The sequence below is a fragment of the Algicola sagamiensis DSM 14643 genome (assembly GCF_000374485.1).
Taxonomy (GTDB): Bacteria; Pseudomonadota; Gammaproteobacteria; order Enterobacterales; family Alteromonadaceae; genus Algicola; species Algicola sagamiensis.
Map to the genome: position 1 here is coordinate 457,163 of NZ_KB894491.1, position 23,512 is coordinate 480,674.

General features: G+C 43.3%; 16 protein-coding genes and 5 tRNA genes. 5 read left to right on the forward strand and 16 right to left on the reverse strand.

Annotated elements, in window-relative coordinates; all coding sequences use genetic code 11:
• Window positions 1-33: 33 nt before the first annotated feature.
• The 5 genes from C505_RS0102020 to C505_RS0102055 all read right to left on the reverse strand — a co-directional run bounded on the left by C505_RS0102020 (window position 34) and on the right by C505_RS0102055 (window position 6,280).
• Entirely contained in the window at window positions 34-810 is a 777-nt protein-coding gene (locus tag C505_RS0102020) for a substrate-binding periplasmic protein (protein ID WP_018690930.1), read from the reverse strand.
• Window positions 811-1,003: 193 nt separating this feature from the next.
• On the reverse strand, window positions 1,004-1,333 hold the full coding sequence (locus C505_RS0102025) for a hypothetical protein (protein ID WP_157368736.1): 330 nt from the start codon (window positions 1,331-1,333) through the stop codon (window positions 1,004-1,006).
• A 162-nt stretch (window positions 1,334-1,495) separates the two neighbouring features.
• Entirely contained in the window at window positions 1,496-2,371 is an 876-nt protein-coding gene (locus C505_RS0102030) for a LysR family transcriptional regulator (RefSeq protein ID WP_026317671.1), read from the reverse strand.
• A 3-nt stretch (window positions 2,372-2,374) separates the two neighbouring features.
• Window positions 2,375-3,361, reverse strand: coding sequence for a phosphotransferase family protein (locus C505_RS0102035; RefSeq protein WP_018690933.1), 987 nt, complete (start codon window positions 3,359-3,361; stop codon window positions 2,375-2,377).
• A 1,131-nt stretch (window positions 3,362-4,492) separates the two neighbouring features.
• Complete coding sequence (locus tag C505_RS0102055; RefSeq protein ID WP_018690937.1) at window positions 4,493-6,280, reverse strand: M61 family metallopeptidase; 1,788 nt, start codon at window positions 6,278-6,280, stop codon at window positions 4,493-4,495.
• A 329-nt stretch (window positions 6,281-6,609) separates the two neighbouring features.
• Here C505_RS0102055 and C505_RS0102060 point away from each other — a divergent pair, with 329 nt between their 5' ends.
• Window positions 6,610-8,985 carry an FG-GAP repeat domain-containing protein gene (locus C505_RS0102060; RefSeq protein WP_018690938.1) on the forward strand — a complete coding sequence of 792 codons (2,376 nt, stop codon included), beginning with the start codon at window positions 6,610-6,612 and terminating at the stop codon, window positions 8,983-8,985.
• A 287-nt stretch (window positions 8,986-9,272) separates the two neighbouring features.
• On the opposite strand, the gene C505_RS0102065 is transcribed toward C505_RS0102060, so the two are convergent.
• From C505_RS0102065 to dnaQ, 10 genes are all read right to left on the reverse strand, one after another.
• Window positions 9,273-9,653: a hypothetical protein gene (locus C505_RS0102065; protein ID WP_018690939.1), complete on the reverse strand. Its 381-nt coding sequence runs from the start codon at window positions 9,651-9,653 to the stop codon at window positions 9,273-9,275.
• 128 nt (window positions 9,654-9,781) lie between these two features.
• On the reverse strand, window positions 9,782-10,348 hold the full coding sequence (locus C505_RS0102070; protein WP_018690940.1) for a DUF805 domain-containing protein: 567 nt from the start codon (window positions 10,346-10,348) through the stop codon (window positions 9,782-9,784).
• Between the two features lie 336 nt (window positions 10,349-10,684).
• Window positions 10,685-11,197 (reverse strand): hypothetical protein, encoded by a 513-nt coding sequence (locus C505_RS0102075; RefSeq protein ID WP_018690941.1) that lies wholly within the window; start codon window positions 11,195-11,197, stop codon window positions 10,685-10,687.
• 70 nt (window positions 11,198-11,267) lie between these two features.
• A tRNA-Asp gene (locus C505_RS0102080) sits at window positions 11,268-11,344 on the reverse strand.
• Window positions 11,345-11,381: 37 nt separating this feature from the next.
• Window positions 11,382-11,458, reverse strand: a tRNA-Asp gene (locus tag C505_RS0102085).
• A 36-nt stretch (window positions 11,459-11,494) separates the two neighbouring features.
• Window positions 11,495-11,571 (reverse strand) — tRNA-Asp (locus tag C505_RS0102090).
• 31 nt (window positions 11,572-11,602) lie between these two features.
• Window positions 11,603-11,679, reverse strand: a tRNA-Asp gene (locus C505_RS0102095).
• 24 nt (window positions 11,680-11,703) lie between these two features.
• Window positions 11,704-11,780 (reverse strand) — tRNA-Asp (locus C505_RS0102100).
• Between the two features lie 120 nt (window positions 11,781-11,900).
• Entirely contained in the window at window positions 11,901-13,337 is a 1,437-nt protein-coding gene (locus C505_RS0102105) for a TIGR03503 family protein (protein WP_018690942.1), read from the reverse strand.
• Window positions 13,325-14,032 carry a DNA polymerase III subunit epsilon gene (dnaQ, locus tag C505_RS0102110; protein WP_018690943.1) on the reverse strand — a complete coding sequence of 236 codons (708 nt, stop codon included), beginning with the start codon at window positions 14,030-14,032 and terminating at the stop codon, window positions 13,325-13,327. Before dnaQ ends, C505_RS0102105 begins: the two co-directional genes overlap by 13 nt.
• 85 nt (window positions 14,033-14,117) lie before the next feature.
• Between dnaQ and rnhA the strand changes: the two genes are divergently transcribed.
• On the forward strand, window positions 14,118-14,597 hold the full coding sequence (gene rnhA, locus C505_RS0102115) for a ribonuclease HI (RefSeq protein WP_018690944.1): 480 nt from the start codon (window positions 14,118-14,120) through the stop codon (window positions 14,595-14,597).
• A gap of 1 nt (window position 14,598) precedes the next feature.
• On the opposite strand, the gene C505_RS0102120 is transcribed toward rnhA, so the two are convergent.
• On the reverse strand, window positions 14,599-18,432 hold the full coding sequence (locus C505_RS0102120) for a S8 family serine peptidase (protein ID WP_169336990.1): 3,834 nt from the start codon (window positions 18,430-18,432) through the stop codon (window positions 14,599-14,601).
• Window positions 18,433-18,828: 396 nt separating this feature from the next.
• Here C505_RS0102120 and C505_RS21155 point away from each other — a divergent pair, with 396 nt between their 5' ends.
• Genes C505_RS21155 through C505_RS21165 form a run of 3 tightly spaced genes read left to right on the forward strand, consistent with a single transcriptional unit; the run spans window position 18,829 to window position 23,511 of the window.
• Complete coding sequence (locus C505_RS21155) at window positions 18,829-20,517, forward strand: thiamine pyrophosphate-binding protein (RefSeq protein WP_018690946.1); 1,689 nt, start codon at window positions 18,829-18,831, stop codon at window positions 20,515-20,517.
• A 15-nt stretch (window positions 20,518-20,532) separates the two neighbouring features.
• Entirely contained in the window at window positions 20,533-21,645 is a 1,113-nt protein-coding gene (locus C505_RS21160; protein ID WP_018690947.1) for a 3-oxoacyl-ACP synthase III family protein, read from the forward strand.
• 33 nt (window positions 21,646-21,678) lie between these two features.
• A complete protein-coding gene (locus tag C505_RS21165; RefSeq protein WP_018690948.1) occupies window positions 21,679-23,511 on the forward strand; it encodes an AMP-binding protein in 1,833 nt (610 codons plus the stop codon).
• The last annotated feature ends 1 nt before the right edge of the window (window position 23,512 follow it).

Consider the following 23,512-nt stretch of genomic DNA (forward strand, 5'->3'; position numbering starts at 1 on the left):
ACATAAAAGGTAAAAGGCACCTGCCTTTTACCTTTACTCTTTCATGTTTTCTTTCATAATCGCGTCGATATCAATCTTCTTCAATCCCTCATTGAATATCTTCGCAACCGCTCTACCCTCTTTGGTATTTTTAAACGCAACGTAGAGCTTTTTATCAACCAATAATTTCTTATTCATTTGCACATCTTTACTCACTCTGCGAACTGGTTTGCTGTTTAGCTTTAAGTAATCTAATACATTACTATCAATAACAGCAGCATCAAGGCGGCCACCGGCAACTTTCAATACATTCTTATCATCAGAAACAACCGCTTCTGCCTTAATTTCCCCTTTTGCGATCATGTCATCTAATTCTTTTGTATTCACATAATCTTGAACTACGCCAATTTTATAATTCTTAATATCGGCAACTTTTTCCCAGCTGATCGGCATTTTCTTCGCTTCAACAAACCCAAGCGGTCCTGATCCCATGACTTCTGAAAAGTGAAAATCTTCTGTTTCATAAAAATACTCTGGAAAATAACCGATATATTTCGAGCCATCTTTCTGCGCCATTTTTACAGAGCGCGACCAAGGAAAGAATTCAACAACTAAATCATGTCCCATTGCCTTAAATGCAGCCTTGGCAACAGCAATTGATGCACCTTGATTATCAAGCTTTGCACCAGAGTACGGTGGCCACTCAAGGCTTGTCATATGGTAAGTGTCTGCAAGAACAGGTGCAGCCAATGTTGTACATGCAATCGCTACCCATGATGCTTTGAAAAGCTTCCTGATGGATATTTGATTACTCAGAAGTGGTAAGCTCATAAAGAACTCCAAAAGCGTTCATCTCTCAAATCTCTAGAAAGTATATGTCACTTTTGAAAAACTTCACTTCTGTAAATAGATAACACTCTGTTTTTCTTTGAGTTACTGAAAAAGAAGGATAAATTGAGATATGTGTATCATCATCAAATGAAGGAGCAGTGGGAGCAATAGGCCCCCACTCAAGTTGGGATGCTTATTTCGAGCGCGTATCTGTGCAAGCTTTATACATCAGTTTGTTGTATTCTTCTGCATGCTTCACACGCTGAATACGATCCTGCATATCCTGATCATTTTGCACAAAGTCAGTAATATCCTGAATGATTTTCACACCACAAAGCGCACGAGCCTTGTCCCATAGTTTATAATCCAACCCTGGAATAGGCTCCCCACGAACGGGCTCCTGGTAAAGACGATAGTCATTCATTGCAATCGCATCTGCCACTTCCTGAACAACATTATCAGCGCTGGACTGGCAAGCTGTCGTCGCCAACAAAACCATGGACGAAATCAATAACTTTTTCACATGAACCTCTCACAAAATCGATCCTACGATGGTGACATCGTCACCAATGAAACTCAACATGAGTCGAGAAACCAGGCCTGAATGTATCACACAGTAACAAAATTGTTAACCAAAAGCGTTTTGTAATGACAAAAACACTTATTTAGTGTGAATTAAATTCAATCAGGAAGATAGCTTGGCTTTCAATAAATCAACAAACAGACGCATGAACGGTGGTAAATGCTTCTGATAAGCATGCACCGCATAAACATTGGCCTGTAACGGTTTTTCTGTTTGAAGAACCTGGCAAAGCTTCCCTTCCTGAATCGCCTCTCGAACAAAAATGGAAGGAACACAAAGCATACCGAGTCCAGCCTTTGCAAAACTAATGCTACTTGGGACCGCGTTTATCAAAATTTGTTCGCTCTCAGGTGACTCTTTTTTAAACTGTTCGATTTGCCATGGCAAAGTGATCAAGCGAATGTTTGCGATCGACTCTCTATCCACAATCGGTTGCTTTGCTAACAACCCTGGAGATATTACCCAGATTGATTCTAAGTACCCAAGCTGAATTGCATTGTAATTACTGTCTTTTAAACCCCCAACCGTAATTGCCAAATCCAAGTGGTGCTCCAATAAGTCAAGGCGTTGATCAGTCAACGTCACTTCAGGTAATAGCTTCGGAAAGTGTTCACAAAGTATCGACAACTGTGGCGTGATCAATACCTCATCTAACCCAAGTGGTGCCGTCACCGCAAAACGTCCCTGAGGCTGGAGTGCGTCTTGATGGACTTCTTCTACGGTCACATTGAGCAAATTCAACAATGCTTCACAGCGTAATGCAAACTGTTGCCCTGTTTGTGTCAACTGGAGCTTCCGCGTACTCCGAACCAGCAAACGAACACCAAGCGATTGCTCTAATTGAGAGACATATGTACTCACACCCGATTTCGTATGGCCTAGGGCATCGGCTGCCTTTGTAAAAGAGCCATGCTTCACCACCTCATGAAAAACCGCCATCTGATAGGGAAGCCCTTTATACTGCGTTATATCAATCATGATTTAGTCCAGTGGAAAGAATACTTGTGCAATGTCTTCCCATGTTCCAAGTTGATCACACCCGGGGACATGGGAAAGAAGAAAGTTTAACTCGCCTGTATGTCGCAGTAAGGAAAGTGCCATGAGGTGGTACTGAAAATCTCGATGGTTCAGAACTGTAAACCCATAGCCCGCTAAAAATGCACGAAAGACGGATGCATTGCCAAGTGCCATGAAGATCCCTGATGTCGCAAAATCAAACCTTATATCCGCACCCATCACCGCATCACCAAAGTCGATAACCCCAGATAACTCCCACCCTTGAGATGTTCGACGTCCCATTAAATTCCCAGGATGAAGATCTGTATGCATCAGATAGTATTTACTTTCCGGACTTTCTCCCGTGTATTTTTCGATAAAAGAAGGGATTTGTTCCAGCAGGTTTTCTTTGAGTCCCTGTCGCTTCCTGTTGGCATAACACCCCTGGCGCTGCTGCGCTAAAAAAGTATGCCAATCTTGCTCGAAAGAAAATGTTTTCGTGATCGAGGTCTGATGGAGAGACTGGGCAAATTGACCCGTCTGGTAAGCAAGTTGACATTGTTCTTCCTCATTGAGTTCTGACCAAATATCCCACAGCCCTTCACCTTCCAGTTGCGTCATACATATGTAAGTCCATTGATTTAGTTCACCAAAAAATAAAAGCGCTGGTGTTGGGATTTTCCCAGAGCTATTCCGCAAAAAAGATAGGCATTCTATCTCTTTCAATCCCTGCTCGTTCCAGTTCGGTGGAACAATTTTTAATACAAACTTTCCATCAATATCTGCAACGATATTTGCACCATCACGCAGCACTTTTACAGATTGGTACTCCCAATCATGCACTCTCAATATACGCTGAAGAACAGGAAGCCAATCTTGTGTCTCTTTATGATCAACAAATACACAAGCTTGCTCATACGATGGGTTGCTCGGAAGTTGTGCATCACTGAGAATTTCGAATTGGTTGTCCATGAATGTCAACGACTTGAAGGTAACGTGAGGCGATTTTATCTATGTGGATAGAAAATATCAAAGTAGAAAAGAAAAACGCAGCATCACTGCCATGCTGCGCTCATATCAATAAAGACTCCTTGTCCCGCATCCTTGTGTTCCCTGTGTCCTAACACAACATCCTATCAAAAAAGAATATATCCATTCTCTTTCACTACTCCCACTCCTCCTTGAGCACCCGTAACCAAACTTCCTTTTACCGCTTCAATCCCGAAGCACATCCTTTTCCCTTTCCTGATTTTCCCTAGATACGATTTTCCTCAGCATCCTTGTTTTACTTCAGCCTTGAAGATCTCCTACTCTAATTCCTATTCCCTTCCTGGTATCCCGATTCCAAACTTCCTTTTACCGCTTCAATCCCGAAGCACATCCTTTTCCCTTTCCTGATTTTCCCTAGATACGATTTTCCTCAGCATCCTTGTTTTCTTCAGCCTTGAAGATCTCATACGCCAATTCCTATTCCCTTCCTGGTATCCCGATTCCAAACTTCCTTTTACCGCTTCAATCCCGAAGCACATCCTTTTCCCTTTCCTGATTTTCCCTAGATACGATTTTCCTCAGCATCCTTGTTTTACTTCAGCCTTGAAGATCTCCTACGCCAATTCCTATTCCCTTCCTGGTATCCCGATTCCACACTTCCTTTTACCGCTTCAATCCCGAAGCACATCCTCTTCCCTTTCCTGATTTTCCCTAGATACGATTTTCCTCAGCATCCTTGTTTTCTTCAGCCTTGAAGATCTCCTACGCCAATTCCTATTCCCTTCCTGGTATCCCGATTCCAAACTTCCTTTTACCGCTTCAATCCCGAAGCACATCCTTTTCCCTTTCCTTTGATGTGCATTATAGGGAGCTGTAGTAATGCATAGGAGATGCGAAAACAAAAAAGTTTTGTACCGAAAAAGAATAAAAACGAATTAAATTTAATTAAATCAATTACTTAAAAAAATATTAGGGTTAATTTCCACATAAAAAATACCAATAGACTACAAAGATGTAAGACATGTCTCACGTTGCATTGTGACAGTTCGGAAGCTCAATCAGAATAGGAAGAAAAAAGCCCGCTTATTTGCGGGCTTTCTGTATGTTTTATGGTTATTTTTCTTTCTTTGCAGGATAGTCTACACCCAACCATGACTTATAAAATGCTTTCTGCTGGTCAGTTGGTGACTCAATCGTTTTCACTTCCAACTTTTTATCATAGCCCTGCCCAGCAACGACTTTCTTTGTCATCAGCTCATCGCGACGGAAGAAAGAAAGCAGAAATGCTTGGCCAGGTTTCATTTCTTTCAGACGTTTTTTCAAATCACCTGCTTTAATCCGCATGCCATCAATGGCAACTAAAGTGTCCCCAGCGGCGAGTCCAGCAATCCAAGCGGTTTTATCACGCTCAACATGGATCACTTCCTCCAACCCTTCTTTTGACTTAGTCTTGATACCAAAATCCGCGATTTCTTTCGTTTTCTTTGGATAACCCATTTCGAGACCCGCCAAAGCTAGCATCTTCTCAAAATCAAACGTTGCTGGAGATTCAACATAATTTTTCCACCATGCAGTGTAATCCTGACCACTAATCAGCTTTAGCTCTTCTTTGACATCATCTTCTGTAAAACCTTTTGGTAAACGATGTTTCTGATATAGTGCATCATGTAAATCACGATAACTCTTTTGCAGCTTGGTTTGAGAAAGCAATTGTGTATCTAATTGCCATGACACTAAAAAGCCTTCGGAATAAATATTGACACTGTAGTTGCGTCCAAAATCACCACCATGATCAATCCAGCTATCAAAGCTAGACTCAGCAGCAGACATCACTTCACGCCCAGGTGTATGCTGATGGCGCTGAATACGCTTCGCCAAATCTTCGAAGAACTCTTTCGGCTTCATAAGTCCCGCACGAAGCAGTAGCTGGTTCTGAAAGTAGCTTGTTGAACCTTCGGAAATCCACAGAAGCTTCGTGTAGTTCGGGTTAATGTAATCGTAAGGAGTTAAGCCTTCGGGGCGGTAAGCTTTGACATTCCAAGTATGTACAAATTCGTGTGAGGCCGTGCTCAAGAAGCTTAAATAGTTCTTTCTCGGTGCAAAACTATAACGAGACTTTTGAATAATGGTCGAGTTTAGATGCTCTGTAGCTCCTCTTGCTCCACTGGTTGCATGAACCATAAAGACATAACGTTGGAAAGGGTAATCACTCCAGATTGCACTGCCTTGCGCGACCAACTTCTTCAGGTCTTCAACCATTTGATTGCTGTCATAGTTACCTTTCCCCCAGATCACCAACTCATACTGACGGCCGTCAACTTCAAAATGATGGTGTTCATTCACCCCAGTTTCTATCGGCGAATCAACCAACACATCATAATTATCTGCAACAAAGCTATGTGCTTTTTTACCAGAATCCATACCGGAGACGCTATTCCACCCCTGTGGGACAGTTAGGTTGACGTTTACAGGCTCCTGACGGTAAGCATCCGTATACATGAAATAACCAGAAGCATCGATAAATGCATGGCTGTCATCAATATGCCGCGTTCGTTTGCCTAATTGATTCGCATACACGTCATATTGCAGATTGACTTGCGTTGGTTGCTCAAGGTAGACACGCCAAGTGCTTTTTTCTACTTTTTCAAAGCGAAGCGGCGCGCCTTTCGCATTCGTCGCTTTGAAGTGACGAACACCATTCGCTAGCTCCAAAATCTCATATCGTCCTGTACGCCAAGCCGGTAATTTCACATCCAGATGTTTCTGCTTAGTTTTAGGAAATGCGACAACTACATTTGCCATGTGATGAGCAGGATCTTGGATCGTTAATTGATAATCAACATCACTCCATGCTGAAAATGATGCGAGAGTCGTACTTACACCGAGCGCAATTCGGTTCATTAAAACAGCCACATATCTCTCCAATACTTCTTCTAGATTTAACCCATGAAGATACCGAAGCTCCTGCACAGAAGCAATGTTTAGGCGCTGTTTCGCAAATATTTGCTATCAGCAACGTCCTATGTCTAATAGACAAGGATCGCCTCTCCTATCTATGCAGTACAAAAGTATTCAAATTGCCTGAATGGGAATATGAGAACGGGAACACATGAACCAAAACACAAAATAAAACTAAATGTATACATTTATTTTACATTGAAGTATAATTCTCAAACTTTTTTATGGTCATTTTATAACCAACTGACTTCTTGTTGTATAGGAGAGATGTTTTGAATCAGTCTTTAAAGCTATTATTACTTTCGCTTCCGCTTGTCATTGCAACAGGTTGCAGTAACGAATCAAAAGATAATTCTCAATCAACAAAACAATCAGGGACCAATACAAGTTCATCTGGTGTTTCTACTGGTGGTTCAGATACAACTCCAGATACATCAGTTGGAACGGAAGGTGATACATTAGAAACCAGTTGTAACCTCAATGCCACGCCTGATTCATCAAACAAAATCGATAGTTCTTTCACCTTTGAATTTCATGATATTCAATCATTAGTTGCGCAAGGGCAAACCATCAATTATTCAAGTGCAACTCGAACACGTTTTATTGATTGGGATAATGATCAGGATCAGGATATTTTGGTGGCCGTGAACGGTAAAGTAAAATTGATCCAAAATACAGGGTCAAAGTCAGGACCCGAGTGGGCAGCTCCTGTAGAAATCATTGATGTTGCAAAGTCAGGCCCTACAGGTGTTGCTTACGTTGACATGAATGGGGATGGACGCCGTGATTTGATTGTTGCACACTCAGGTGCACAACTTTCCCTTTTCAATAATATTGGAACCTTAACTCAACCTGCTTTTGGACCAGCATCATTATTGAGCTCTCCAAGTGGCAAGTTGACATTGGACAGAAGCAATGGTGCAAGGTTTGATATCGCGGATTGGAACGGCGATCAACGACCAGATATTATTGCTGGCGGATTTGATGGTCCTTTGAAACTCTACACAAATACTGGCAGTCAAACACACCCAATCTTTGAAGATGCCGTTGCATTATCAGATAAGAACTACGCCTACAACCATATCCCTAGAGTTCTTGATGTCAACAATGACCAAAGACAGGATCTGCTCATTGGCAATAACTGGGCACATTTGAAACTATTAAAAAACACAGGTCGTAAATACTGTGAGACCCAAAATACATTCACTGAAACAAGTATAAGCGTTTACAAAACCGGTCAGAAAGTTGATATGCGACAGAGCTATGGTGACAATACAACACCAGATATTGCAGATATCAATGGAGACCAAGTCGCTGATTTGATCACTGGCAGTCAAAATGGTGATGTACTCATCGCGTATGGGAAAGGCACCACGCAATTTAAGCAAGAAGTTGAGCAGTTTCTTAGAACAAACATGAGCACACTCTCCATGTCATTAGATACTGAGAGCAAGCGAAAACAGTTACTCAACCCACTTCATCAGTTACGTAACCTGGCATTAAACGCTTTATCAATAGAAGAGCGCGCAGCACTTGTAGATTGGTATAAAGCATTGATCACATCTCAGTACCCACATATTTTTAAGCACCAGACTCTCGATAGTGGTACTAAAGATTCCGCCAGCAGTCAGAAACACTTGGATTGGTTAAGTGCACAAATTTGGATCAACCTGATCGATACACTGGGAGATAAAACCCAGGAAAATCGTGAACAAGCTGCTGAAATCATTGGCTTGGAAGGGCGCTATAGGGATATGCTTGTGGACTTTGGCATCCTTTATATCGACAATAAAAAATCGACTGATGCGCAACTGAATGGATTGTATTGGGTTTATGAAAATACACCAAAAGCGCTGTATCATGTAAAAATTATTACCAGCCGTGATTATATGGGACCAAACGATTTCAATCTTGAAAGTCGTGGTGGTGTCAATATATTCAATGCACCCCTCACAACGATGGAAAATGCTTTCCCAAGAAGTGCGAAGCAAAAACACAATGCGCCGCAATTTCTTCAAGTCGTTGCTCATGAGATGAACCACCGATCACTCGATCACCCAGACAAGACACAAACTGCAAGGGTCGATTTGTTTGAACGAAAATATCGTTTAATTGAACGCGCTGCAGGCCCTGATGTTTTCTTTCACTCTGGTACTCAAGGTTGGGATAAACCAAAGACGCAATCTCATTTCAAGACACTTGGCTATTGGGCAGGAGAGAATGAGAACTGGAAAGGTGACTGGGAGAACTACTTCCAAAACCAAGGGAAAGAAAGAAACTACCAGTTCTTAAGAAATGATAACGTGAGATACTTTATCGAAGCACCACATGAAGCTTTCGCGAGCCTAGCGAACATGTACTATTCAAGCACCGAGAAGATGCTTGAGCTTTCCAAGGATCGCTGGGATGCTGGGTATAAAGAGAATATCAACCAGATACTACTCTTCATTGATTATTTCAGCTTGAATACAGATAGTGCGCCAGCTTATTTGATGATTAGCAAAGATGATTTACGCCGCTTCGATATCAAAATTGGCCGAAATGATAAAGGACACATTACAAGTCTGGAACTCAATAAGAAGCGATGGACTTTCTCCGTGGATAATGATGGCTTTGTAACAGAATTACCAGATCCGATATCCATTTAAAACCTGTTTGCATTCATCGGAAGCCGTGAACACGGTTTCTTTTCGGGTGAAACAGTCCCATTCTATTCTTCAAAGCTTGAACATTTGTTCAAGCTTTTTTTCTATTCACCTTCAGGTTTTGCTCAGGAAGAGCATGTCCTTACAGTTTGTATTCAGGGCAAGTAATTCCTCTTGATATCAGCCAGAATGGTCCCTTATTGTTGCATGCATAAAAGTGAATCCTTATCGTAGTGACAAAGGTGTGGTCACTCACAGGCCATATTTCACTACAAGCCACCCAGCCGTCGTTATATATCAAGCGGGGCTGCTCTAGAAGCAGTGCATTTCCAATAGGTATCTGAATACGGACGTGACTCCGCATATGACTTCAGCTTTTCCGGAGCATCCTGAAAACCTAAATCCGAACAATAGTCATGTACTTTCTGCATTTTTTCATAGCACTTTTGTACATCTGCAAATACCCCATCAGGGGTTTCAGAAACGTAACGATAGCACTCTTCAAAAATTGTTGAACGGTAAGCCTCAAGAATTTTAGAGATTGGTACAGGTTGTTGAGGCGTCGCAAGTCCTTTATTTTGTTTCAAGTCCTCTTCCGCAATGTATCGGATTGTGATGGCTGATATCACAATCAATAGAATAATAGTGATGGCAAAGACAGATCGCTTCATGATGGATATTATTTTGAGCCTAAGCAGCTATATGACGCTCACTTATGTTACTGAAATAATATTGTAATTCAAAGTACAGACAAAAAAAAAGCCCACCGAAGTGGGCCCAGGTTACGGTTTGATAAATTTTATAGCCAGCCAGCAATCATTGCGCCACCGGTGACAATCGCAATCAAGATTGGCACGATAAAGAACACAACATACACAACATAGTGATACCATTGATTATTATAAGTTGGCGCACCATAATCATTCGTTGAACGAGTTCCAGGCCATGCAAGCAAAGCTAAGCTTGACAGTATCACCATTAAGAATGCGATGACTGGTGAAATAAATAGCATCACGATACTAAGGATCACCGCAGGGATGATATACATACCACTCATATTAAAGTCATGCATGCGTTGTACAGTAATCGAGAGATACCAAATAAACGACACAAATGCTAAAACAAATAGTCCTTTATTCAGACTCGCCATATTTGCTTGCTGTATTGATTCCTCGTCAAATCCCATCAATAACCCAAAGATGGAAACAATTAACTGGGCAATCAAGCTATAAACAATATAACGGATCCTTCCTAAACGCCCAGAAAAGCTAAACAATGATGGCTTTTGATATTCAAGCATTCCGCCATTGCCCAAAGCTCGACGCTGATTTTGTAAACTTTGAATTGATGCATAAGTATTGTTCATAAGTCTTCTCCTGATAGCAACGACATCCTGAAAAAGAATGACATATCATGACAACTGACGACATAATATGTCTTTTTGACATATCCTGTCAACTTATAAATAAAACTTTTTTATCATAAAATAAACAAAGCTAAATAAAACATAAAGTTAGCAAGTAACAAAAACAACCTTTTGACTGTTTATGCAGATTTATTGTCAGCAAATATTGAGAAAGCAATGCTGTAAAACGATAACTTATCCAATAGGATGCGAGAAGTTTTGCTCTGAATTGAAGAAAGGCAATCGACGTTCCTTGTCCCAATCACGACTCGATAAGCCAATTTTGGAACCAAAGCGCTATGAATTCTCAATATACTCAAACCGCGCAATTACAGATTTATCTAATAAAAAGCGTTCATACTTTTGTGGGTAATGAGTATAACGTTTACTCCGACGATGACGCCCACCAAGATCTCGGACTTCACCATTTTCTAGATGAGCCATGAGTTGCCACTTAAAAGTTTGGTTCGCTTGAAATGACAAAGTTTCTTCTGTCGCTACAGCGTCGCGAGCACCATAACGTTTTGCACACTGTTGAAAAACATGGTTATGTCGATGATGGAGGCCAACGGTGAGATGTGCCAATTCATGACGGATCGTTTTTCTGAGTTGATTGATAGCTGTCGTCCCAATAAAAGCTTCATTTATCAAGACTTCGCCGTGGATGGTCGCCATCCCATAGACACGTTTTCTTTTCGTAAGTTTGAGAACTTTAGGTTTGATTTTCCAACGGGATAGAGGGATACATGCTGCGCAATCTGCGAGGGCAAGAGCATATTCTTCTTGAATGATTTCTTGAGTGATATTCATCGCTTGGACAAGTCACTGATTCCATGGAATTATTCTAGAATGCTGAACGTGAAAATAATATCAAAAGAAATGGCGGAGCGGACGGGACTCGAACCCGCGACCCCCGGCGTGACAGGCCGGTATTCTAACCAACTGAACTACCGCTCCGGAATCGTTGAATTCTACAAACTGCCATCTGAGTAAATGGCGGAGTGGACGGGACTCGAACCCGCGACCCCCGGCGTGACAGGCCGGTATTCTAACCAACTGAACTACCACTCCGTAGAATTCTTGAGATACTTTTGGGCTTATGATGAATGGCGGAGCGGACGGGACTCGAACCCGCGACCCCCGGCGTGACAGGCCGGTATTCTAACCAACTGAACTACCACTCCAAAAGCATCTTTAAATTGTATTATCCTCTAGTGGCGGAGCGGACGGGACTCGAACCCGCGACCCCCGGCGTGACAGGCCGGTATTCTAACCAACTGAACTACCGCTCCAGCGTGAGGATAATATGTTTGTATTGGCGGAGCGGACGGGACTCGAACCCGCGACCCCCGGCGTGACAGGCCGGTATTCTAACCAACTGAACTACCGCTCCACAGTCAAAAACTGCTTTCGCATACAAACCACCGATTCGCTATATTGCTCGTCAGTGCGGCGCTGATAATACGTATCCCACACGATAGAGTCAACACTTTTTTGCGTTTTTAGCCCTTTTCTACTCATCTGGCATCGAAAGGTCTAAAATGTCATCAGAGCTGCTGTTTTTTTCATCTTTAGGTTCTTCTTTTTTTGCTTCTTTTTTCTCTTCAGCGACGGCTTTCTTTTCTTTTTTACCTTTCTTCGGTGGAGATGCTTTTTTCTCCCCCGGCTTGCGGAATAAGAAAAACCAAATCAAGATGCCACCAACGATCATAATCACAAGGTTGATTACGATCACCAGACCCCAAGGAAAAGACTTTTTCTCTTCTTCAGCAGGAGATGCGCCTTCTTCTGCCGTTGCCTTTTCTCCAGCTTCCATTACATCAGCGGCAATTTCTGCACCATCCGCCCCAATCGTTGCCGCCTCACCCGTTGTAATCGTCGGTACGCTTGTTAGAGCAGGTGGATCAACGCGAAAACGATACTCAGGGATATCGATCATAAACTCACGCCCATTTTTGTTCTCCCCAAATGCGCTTAGCTCAATACGGTATTCACCTGGTTCATCACTCATCACATCGAATACTTTCGGTCCTGGTGCCTTTTCTGTCAATGCAATACGCTGGATCTCGCCACTTGGGAAATATAACTTTCCTTGAAAAAGAACGGTGTCCTGTTTCACGAGATCACCAATGTGCTTGATGGTCACCTGATGTGGGTTATCTCCTTCTCCTAAAGCCTCTTGAATTTGAAATGGTACCCGATGCAGTAAAATAGGATCTTGCTCCATCACTCGGCTATATAACGGGGTGATCAAATGATACTTCGGCGTCCATTCCCCAGCAGAAAATGAAAGCTTAAATTCCCCGGTAAACATGCCATCCTGAGGAAACTCATCAAATCCCATGCCATCATCGAAAAATTCAGCGACTTCAACGCGACCAATCCCAAAGTTGTCCATGCCTTTTTTATTTGTACTCGTAAAGTCCACGACCATGGATACGACATCTCGGAAATTCGGTTCATCGATTTTCTTGCCATTATTCGTAATATACGCGGTCAGTTTGATGGTTTCGCCAGCGATCAATATATCCGGAAGTGGATCAACATGAAGCTCAAGATTTGTGACGACAAGAATTTTACTCTTGTTAATGATACTACCTACAGCCTGCCATGGCCCTTTCATAGGGTTTTTGATGGTAATGAGATCATAAGTTTGCTCATCAAACCAACTGATCTCAGGACGAATATCATCCAGTGCATACAACTTACTCCCATCTGGCTGCACAAGAACAACCGCAGGAGTTCCTTCTTTCCGGAAGAAAAGCAATGTGATTTCATCGACGTGAAAATCAATACGAAAGCGATTATCTAATAGTGGAATTTGATTAATTGAGGGGAGTGATTTGATCACATCGTCTTCAGATTTTCCTTTTGTTTGGCCAAACGCAACATTCATCGTTAGCAAAACGACCAAACCGGCTATTCCAAAAATTCTGATCAATTTCTCCATAGGCATGCACCACCTTTATCGAGTACCAATTCCAAGCGTTCCTCATGGGAGGATAGCTCATCTTCCGTCGCTTTGATGACAGGGATTTGATCAATTGCCCCAGAATAACGTTGAACGCCAACATCTTGCCCATCTGAGGCATGCTCTGTCGCTTTGGATTGCCAGTTCATTTTAAATTGGCCACCTGTCATTCTCAGATAGACATCAGCAAGAATCTCGGAATCCAGTAATGCGCCATGGAGTGTTCGATGGCTGTTATCAATCCCGTAGCGACGACACAACGCATCCAATGTATTCTTCTGACCTGGATGCATTTTTCGCGCCATCATGAGGGTGTCCAAAACTTGGCAATATTCAGTAATTGGTCCCCAAGTCCCGTAAAGCAACTTGAATTCGTGCTCGATAAAGCCGACGTCGAACGCTGCGTTGTGAATCACAAGCTCAGCACCTTGCATATACTCGAAGAACTCCGCTGCCACATCTCGAAACTTTGGCTTCCCCACCAAAAATTCGTTGGTGATCCCGTGAACACCAATAACTTCGTCATCGACATAACGCTCGGGATCAATATAGACATGAAAATTATTTCCGGTGAATTTCCGATCGATCATCTCCACACAACCGACTTCAACCATACGGTGGCCTTGTTTCGGATCGAATCCCGTGGTCTCTGTATCCAGTACAATCTGTCTCATGTCTATTCGAACTCTCTGCTCATGACGAAGGTGCAATTTAAAAAAACGGTTGGTATTATACTGCGATATTTTAAAAAACGCTTAGATGTTTATGCTTAAAGAAATTCAATTATTTACGGATGGTTCTTGTTTAGGGAACCCCGGACCAGGCGGATATGGTGTCGTTTTAAAATATAAACAACATATCAAGGAGCTATCAGCTGGTTATCAGTTAACCACAAATAATCGAATGGAGCTTCTTGCCGTCATTGTTGGATTACAAGCTTTAAAAGAAACCTGCATTGTTACAGTCACAACTGACAGCAAATATGTCAAGCAAGGCATGATGGAGTGGATTGAAGGCTGGAAGCGCAAAAACTGGAAAACCGCATCCAAAACCCCCGTGAAGAATGTCGACCTCTGGAAACAGCTCGACACCCTCTGTCAAAATCATCAAGTCAGCTGGGAATGGGTCAAAGGGCATGCAGGCCACCCCGAAAACGAACGCTGTGATGAAATCGCTCGCCTCGCAGCAGAGCAATCAGACCTTTTGATCGACTCAGGCTACGAGGCAAAGCTAGATTAAGTTAGTGTGAAAACAAGGCTTCAAAAAGTACCTTTTCACCATCTGCAAAACTGACCCATTCAATTTTGTACCTGGACTCGAATGCATGCTGAATATAGACCTTCACATCGAGCCCTTTGATACGGATGACAGCAGAACCATCCTGTAATTTTTCTGCGATAAGATGATGACGCTTCAGGCCTGTTCCAAACTGAAGCACATCTTGATCACTATTCATTCCACCACTATCATGGATCCGCTCCGTTTCTGAGAAAATATCCACAAAATAGGTATCATTCCCATCACCGCCATTTAAGTGATCATGACCTGGACCACCAGCCAAATGATCATCCCCACCGTTGTAATCCGTCAGGGTATCACTCCCTGCCTCTCCCAAAAGCCGATCATGGCCACTTCCTCCCCAGATCCGGTCGTTACCTTCTCCACCGAATAAAGCATCATTTCCTGAATCCCCACTCAGAAAATCAGCACCGGAACCACCATAAATATGGTCATTTCCAGATTCCCCCACAACATTGTCAAAGCCTGCCCCAGCATAAACAAGATCATCACCACTGCCAGCTATCAAATCGTCTCGACCATTCAATCCTTGAAGAATATCTTCTGTCTCTGTTCCTTGAATGATGTCAGCACTATCCGTTCCTTTAAGAATGGTTTGCTGTTTCGAAAGCTCAATCTGACTCTGGAGATCTTCCCCAAGGATCATACGGCCATCATCGATGTGGAAGATAAACTGGGTCAGCAGATCCATTGGGACTTCAAACAGAGGAAGCGAAGGCGTTTTTTTATAGCGGTTAAGCAAGACGATCTCATCTTCATTTGGCAAGTCGAGCTTGACGAACGGAAACTTGCGCCTTTCATACGGGACATATTGGCTGCTAAAACCGGCACTAATACTGATATTTTTTAGAAGAATATGTTTCAACCGGATTGTCGCACGCGTAATTTTCGACCAGGGCCACCAGCGCCGAAACCAGTGAATATCAGCCCCATCACCAGTTTGATATTCATATTCGTAAGGCCGCACAGATGATAACACATCATCTCCTTCTCCTGGGATCACCTGTTGTACACCAAATCCATTGGCCATCTGCACAAAATCATTCCCTTCCCCTGTATACACAGCGCAGTTTCGACCTGTGATTGTCACCTTATCATCACCGACCCCACTGATCACCTGCGTCCGATAACCACTGCTGTAGATGCGATCATCTCCTGACTGCCCAAACAGAAAATCCGTCCCAGTACTTCCAATGATGTGATCGTCTCCTTCCCGCCCTTCAAGTAAATGATCACCACTCGCTGTAAACGGGTATAACTTATCATCATCTGGGCTACCGATGACCTGAATCGGGGCAAACGGTGTTAAAAATTCTTTTGGTGAGAGTACATTGCTATCAATTGAAAAGCGGTAAATAGGATATTTCCCAGAGTAGGCATTATTCGCCCAATTTTTAATCCGGATCTGATCATCACGACTTTGAAACTGAATAACCAAATCATGAAAGTCTGTCTCAATGGATATGTCATCCAAATGGATGCCTGGTCCCAAAGTCAACTGATTATCAAAGAACTGGAATTGATGTGCGAGTGCAATCGTATCCTGACCATCACCGGGTTGAAAGATATATTCATCATGCCCTAAACCACCATCAAGCACATCATTTCCTAAACCACCAATGAGCCGATCATTGCCTTCTCCACCATTGATAACGTCATCTCCTGCATGTCCAACCAACACATCATTCCCGACACCTCCAGTCAGTTGGTTGTGATCTGAGTCGCCTTCAATCTGTTGATCATCATTCGGCGTCTGTGGGATTTCATCGACATGAATTCCTTCCAGCGCATGGGAAGACAGTAAATGATAGGGTTGCTCCACCGCTATATCTTTTGCAGAAACAAACACTCGCCACACCCCAGCAGGTGCTTCATTCAATGCAACTTGTAAAACTGTGTCGGCTTGGTTCTCACCTCGTGTGGTGGGTGCTGAAGGTGCTTGTGAATAACGCCGCCAAGGGAGAAACACCTCTCCTGAAGGGGAAGCAACTCTCAAATCGAGGTGATGGATACGCACATGTTCTAAATTTGGTGCTGGCGGTGGATCAGGCCAAGTCAGCGTCAGTTTCATTGGTTCCCCCCCTGTGAAAAACTCGAAAGCCAGAATATCATCGACTTCAGCGAATGTTTGATGCTTCACCTTCGGCTGATTATTTGAAGCCTCAATAAACTGCATGGTCTGCTGCAAGTCAACCAGCCCCCATCCTGTTTGATAATCCGGGCCTGGATCGCCTAAGTCTCTTGCATTGTGTATCAGCAAGGCTTTGATGAATGTCGCATCTGTAGGTAATGATTGCTGATTTAAAAATTGTCGAACAAGTGCTATAGCACCAGTAGCTACAGGTGTGGCCAGCGAGGTTCCACCAGCTCGGCTATAACCACCAGCACTATCTGGCGCTAACACATTCGTAGGAGCAACAAGGTCTGGCTTGATTGCTCCATTTGCGCCCGGACCAAAGCCACTATAATAAGTGACATGATAATCACCTCCTCGAGGCGTCACAGCACCAATACTCAACCCATTTTTAGCCTGAGATCCACCACTGGCAGTAAAATATCCTTTGTAATGCGTTAATGTTCTCGCTTGATGGTTACCGGCAGCAACAATGGATAAATGTTGATCCCCAGTCTCTATATTCGCCTGATCATGCGCCCTTGCTAGGCTGTTATAATAGGAAGCCCCGTTACCATGCACCATCGCACTGTATGAATGATTACTCAGGCTTATCCCTTTTTCTTCGGTTTCCTCAATCAACTCATCCGCACGTGATGGCAAACTATATGACCAAAGTGATACATCTGGTGCCACGCCTATCGCTTTAGGATTAATAACACCTTGACCCGCAATTGCGCCAGCAACAACGGTGGCATGCCAACCCGGCTCACGATCGGGAGGAAATTCATCGTTCAGTTTGACCTTCGATGTATCAAAATCTGGATGTACGACAAAAGCAGGCCCACCATCCCACACACCAACACCAACACCTTCTCCAGTTAACCCGAATACACTCTCTGGCCCCACTTCTGGTTGTTTGATTACTCGGTTTGCATCAACCCCAGAATGCGTAAATTCTTGAATCGCAGGCTGAATATACTGGACAGTCTTTAACTGACCCACAGCGGCTAATTGTTGAATGGGTAGTGAAACACGCAATTCATCCAATGCAATCCCTTGTGAAATCTCCTGACCACCAAGGAAAGATAATTGTATTTTGAGTTGTCCCAGATCACTTTGACGATATGCAACAATGGATAAATCAATGTCATTGAATTGAGAAAACTCTGAATCCGTCACAGCACGTGAGCGAACTTGCCCTTTTAACAGCGCGAGAGAAAACTTATCCCGCGGTAAGATCTTTCCTACTTTTGCGACCTTATTGAATAAAGCACTCGATAGGGCGGCCTGACCTTTTTGTATCACCCAAGTTTGATCACCGAGATAGTCCAAAAATTGATATCCTTGGGCTTCTAGAGCAGATTTATCCTGCTCTGTCAGTGTATTCGACCACTGAACATACACACTTTCTTCATCTTTTATATCCTGTAATAGAGAAGGCGGCCCATCAATTCGGAAAGAGTCTGAACGCAAATGGATCCCAGTTTGGTGCGGCCGGATCCGATACCGATCACCTGCTTTTTCCTCTAAGAGCGGTTGCAGAATCTGTTGGATTATAGGATCGCCTTGTTCGTTTTCTTCAAGCCATGCTTCTGCAAAATACCAATGGTTTTGATGGTCAGAGGTTGTTTTCTTTTTTTCTCTTTCTTTCAATTCCATGGAAAGTTCGTGTGTATTTATCTCAACCTTTTCACTGAAAAAAGTAAAATATCGGGATGATTGAATAAAAAACAAAACTCCAACCATTAGCATGAAGCCAGCATAAGCAAACCATCGCATAGGTAACTCCCTCTCGTGTCAATATTTGAAAGGTGGGGCACCTAAGTATTACAGGAAAATGAATATTTTCGATTATTGGTACAAGGTTTCGAATTACGAATAAAGAGCTGCTAATATTTTTTCATTTGTAATGAATGATTTACAAATAGTGATACCACTTCACTGTGTAACCAACCAAGGGACATTCTTTTCTATCATATTTCCATGCTATTAATCCCAGCCACCAAACTAGGTGTCCCTACTTCAATAGGAACCAAGACTCGATAGGAATACACGATGCAAGAATCCAGAAACTTTTCTGAGCTGCTTTTACATCACCTTCATCAGATGGGGGTTCACCATGCTTTCGGCGTTGTCGGTGGTGCAATTTCTCGATTTTATGATGCGCTCACCACTAGCGAAATTCATCCTTATCACTGCCGCCACGAAACGGGCGCTGCATTTTGTGCGACGGAAAGTTACTTCGCAGCCAAGCAACCAGCCCTTCTATTTGTGACAACAGGGCCAGGTTTACTCAATGGACTCACAGGGGTCGCCGCGGCAAAGTATGATGGGGCGAAATTGATTGTGATCACAGGCTCCACCAATTCAGATATCCGAGGGCGAAATGCTTCTCAAGAAACCAGCAGCTATAACTATTCTGCGGACTTTGAGAATCAAAACAACCTATTCGATTTATCTGTACGCATCGACACGCCACAAGAACTGGCTCAGGTGTTGAATCGAATCAACATTGGGTTTCAAAAACCAGATGGGTTTATTGCACACTTATCGCTTCCGCTCAGTATTCAAAAGTCACTCACTTCATTACCTGCAAGTTTTACCTTGGGTCAATATTATTCGTGTGCACCAAGCGCAGCAGGTCTTCAGGAAAGTTCACAGCGCTTAAATCAGTCTTCATTTGTCGTTGCGATCGGCCATGGTGCAAAATCGGCGGCAAAAGAAGTTCGTGCTCTGATTGAAAAAACCAATGCTCATGCTTTCGCAACACCAAGAGGAAAAGGTATCTTGCCAGAAAGTCATCCGAACTATCTTGGCAGTACCGGTGTTGGCGGGTGCGATGAAGTCAATGTATACATGAAAGAGAACCAACCTGATGTTTTGCTGGTTCTCGGCAGCCGTATGGGTGAAAGCAGTACGTTTTGGGACAACGATTTACTTCCAGCGAAAACCATCATCCAAGTTGATTTGGACTCAACCTGGATTGGTTGTGCACAACCTGGCTTTCATGTGATCGGGATCCAATCGGACATCCAAACTTATCTACAGGCATTACTTCCTCACATCAACAAGGTTGAGTCAACCCTGCCAGAAGAGCAATGGGAAAAAGTAGAGGTTCAATCTCCTAAAACAGACGATAAGGTCCGAGCTTCCTACTTAATGGGTCGGATCCAAGAGAAAATTGTGGAATCCACCGATATTATCCTGATGAGTGAAGCCGGGAATGCCTTTGCTTGGTGTAACCACCTTCTGAAATTTGATAACCCTGAGCAATATCGAGTCAGCCCAAATTACGGCTCGATGGGTCATTTCAGCGCTGGTGCATTTGGAGCAGCAATCACACTTGGTCGTAAAGTCCTTGCCGTCGTTGGAGATGGTTCCATGTTGATGAATTGCGAGATCAACACCGCAGTGCAATATCAAGCGCCAGTGATCTGGTTAGTCTTGAATGATGCAGCTTATGACACTTGTGAAAAGGGACTCAAGTTTCTTGATGCCAAACATTGCGAGCTGCCGATTCCAAATGTCAATTTCGCACATGTATCTCAAGCAATGGGAGCAACTGGATTAGAAATTAAAAGAGAAACCGACATTGATGGCATTCTTACCGAAGCCATTGCTGTTGAAGGTCCGGTGGTCATTGACGTCGATATTGACAACAATGAAGTTTCACCACTATTCAAACGATTCCAAAGCATTGCAAAGCAGAGCCGTGACGCCAATGTAGCGGGTTGGGACAAATAAGAAAAGGGGATAATTATGAATTCTTCCGTCGGCATTAAATCACTTGCAATTGCACTACCCGATCAGGTCCTCGATAACCAATTCTGGATAGACAATCACCCTGAGTTATTTGAGAATTTCAATATCTGGGCTTGGGGGAAATCAGATATACAAAAGAATGAAAACCAAGCGTTCAATACGGAAATGGCACAATATGTAGAAGATCCATTTCGTGGGGCCAAACGGCGTCACTATCTGAATGATGACGAGTCCGTTTTATCTTTAGAGCTCAAAGCTGCCCAAGAAGCGATAACCCAAGCGAAGCTAACAACCGATGATATTGACTTACTTATCTGTACATCATTTTTGTCCGATCAAACTGAAATGGGTGGGGCTGCGCACTTAGCAAGTGCGTTAGAGCTCCAGCATTCTGCGTGGAATATGGAGTCTGCCTGTTCCAGCTTTCTCGTCGGATATCGCACTGCAACTGGACTTGTCCAATCCGGACAATACAAAAATGTTCTTGTCGTTACATCCTGCTGCTATTCGAAAAATGTCGATATCAATACCACCATTGCATTTGGTGTTGGTGATGCTGCAACAGCCGTCGTTGTTAGTGCAGTGAATGAAGGCGAAGGTTACCTTGGTGGCTGTAATCGCCACTCAGCAGAAACGATTGGCGCAGTCAGCTTCGAAAGCACAACCAGTCCACTTACAGGAAAAATGAAAACCTTCTTGAGACCGAATGAAAAGATCGCAAAAGAAAAACTCAGGGCGACATCGGAACCACTCCTGAAACATTGTGTTGAAGGTGCTCTTGCGGATGCCGAGATGCAACTTGAAGATATTGATTACTTTATCTTTAACTCACCTATCGCTTGGTATAGTGACTTCTGTGCAACTGCGCTGAACATCGACCAAAGTAAAACACACAATATTTATCCCTATTACGCCAATGTTGGTGCAGCGTTGCCCGCTCTGAGTTTGTATCACGCAGTCTACGAAGGAAAAATCAAACCAGGAGACAATGTTCTCGTATATACAGTCGGTAGTGTTTCCAGCTGTACCGCGGTTGTGATCCGCTGGGGTGAAACGGGACTGGGTAGGCTGCCCCATAGTGCACCGATGAAGATTGAATCGATCGCCTAATTCACAAAATAGCTCATCAAAGGGGAAAGGGACATGTCACATACCGCTGATATTCGTTTTTATACACCCGGTGTTAGTATGAAACAACTGGATCAGGATACACTGATCCTTCACTCTAAAATGCCACTGCAGCCCTATGCACAAAATGTCAGCTATTGGTTAAAACATTGGGCAAATACAACACCAGAACAAGTGTTTCTTGCCGAAAAAAAGAAATCAACACGTGATTGGCATACTGTGACTTATGCAATGATGTGGGAAAAAGTGCAACACGTTGCTTCTGCTATCCTGAGCCGTGGCATTCAGATGGATGATAAAGTGATATTGCTTTCGGGAAATTCTATCCATCATGCAATGATACAGCTTGCCTGTACACTTGTCGGCATCACCTATGTTCCCCTTTCCCCTTCCTATTCACTGATTCCACAGGCGCGTCAAAAGCTGGAACATATTTTCTCAACTTTGTCTCCGAGCATGGTTTTCGCGGAGTCTGGCACACAATTCTCAGATGCGCTGGCGCTATTACCGCAAGAAAAAGTCTGTATCGTCACTGCGTGTGATCCAATTCCCGGCTCTGTTGGATTCGATACATTCATCGAACATCCTATTCACTCACAGCTCAACGCGTTTGAAAAGCAGGTGACACCTGATACGGTCGTGAAAATCCTCATGACGTCTGGTTCGACTGGTTTTCCCAAAGGGGTGCCCAATACACACAAAATGATTTGTGCGAATCAACAATCACTGGCGCAAGTCTGGCCTTTTTTAACACAGACACCACCTATTCTGCTGGATTGGCTCCCCTGGCACCATACTTTTGGGGGTAATCATAACTTTTACATGGTTCTTCGCCATGGCGGTTCGCTTTATATTGATGAAGGAAAGCCAGCACCTGATGCGTTTCAAACCAGCTTGGACAACCTAAAAACCGTTTCACCAACATTGTACCTGAATGTTCCCTATGGACATGGACATCTTGTGCCAATCCTAGAACAGGATGATGGATTTGCAGCACATTTTTTCAAGCATTTACAAGGTATTTTTACAGCAGCATCAGCGTTACCAGAAGAGACCTGGCTGCGCTGGCAAGCACTCAGTGAAAAACATCAGTCTCGCGCATTTTTATCCTCTGCATGGGGATGTACAGAAACCGCGCCACTGGTCACCAATGTCCATTTCCCAGCACTACATAGTAATAATATTGGGCTACCATTACCCGGGTGCGATATCAAGTTAGAACGGCATGATCACCTTTACGAACTCTGCGTGCGCGGACCGAATATTTTTACAGGATACCTTGGCGAACAATCCCAGAAACATGTCGATGAAGAGGGATATTTTCATACAGGAGACTTAGCAACCCTTGTTGATTCGAACGATATTCAAAAAGGCCTTCGCTTTGAAGGTCGTTTAACGGAGAACTTTAAATTGAGCAATGGCAACTGGGTTCAGGTTAATACACTCCGTGTAAAAATCATTGGCTTATCAGAAGGGTTGCTTCAAGACGTTGTCGTCACAGGTGAACATCAAGTGGATATTGGCTTGCTGCTGATCCTAAGTCAAACCCACTGTCAAAAAATGTTGGGTGATCCCACAGCGAATATGCAGGAAATCATTGCTTCAGCACGAATTCGTGATCAACTAGAACAAGTGATTGAAAAACATAACCAACAACACACTGCACAGACACAACAAATCAGGCGTGTGGCTTATCTCACCAAGCCACTCGACATGGCAAAAAATGAAATCACAGATAAAGGCTATATCAATCAAAGAGCGGTGTTGAAAAACCACCAAGCTCTTGTCTCGCAACTGCATATGCATTCAATGCACTCGATGCATTCATCAATTATCTGGCTGAAATAAT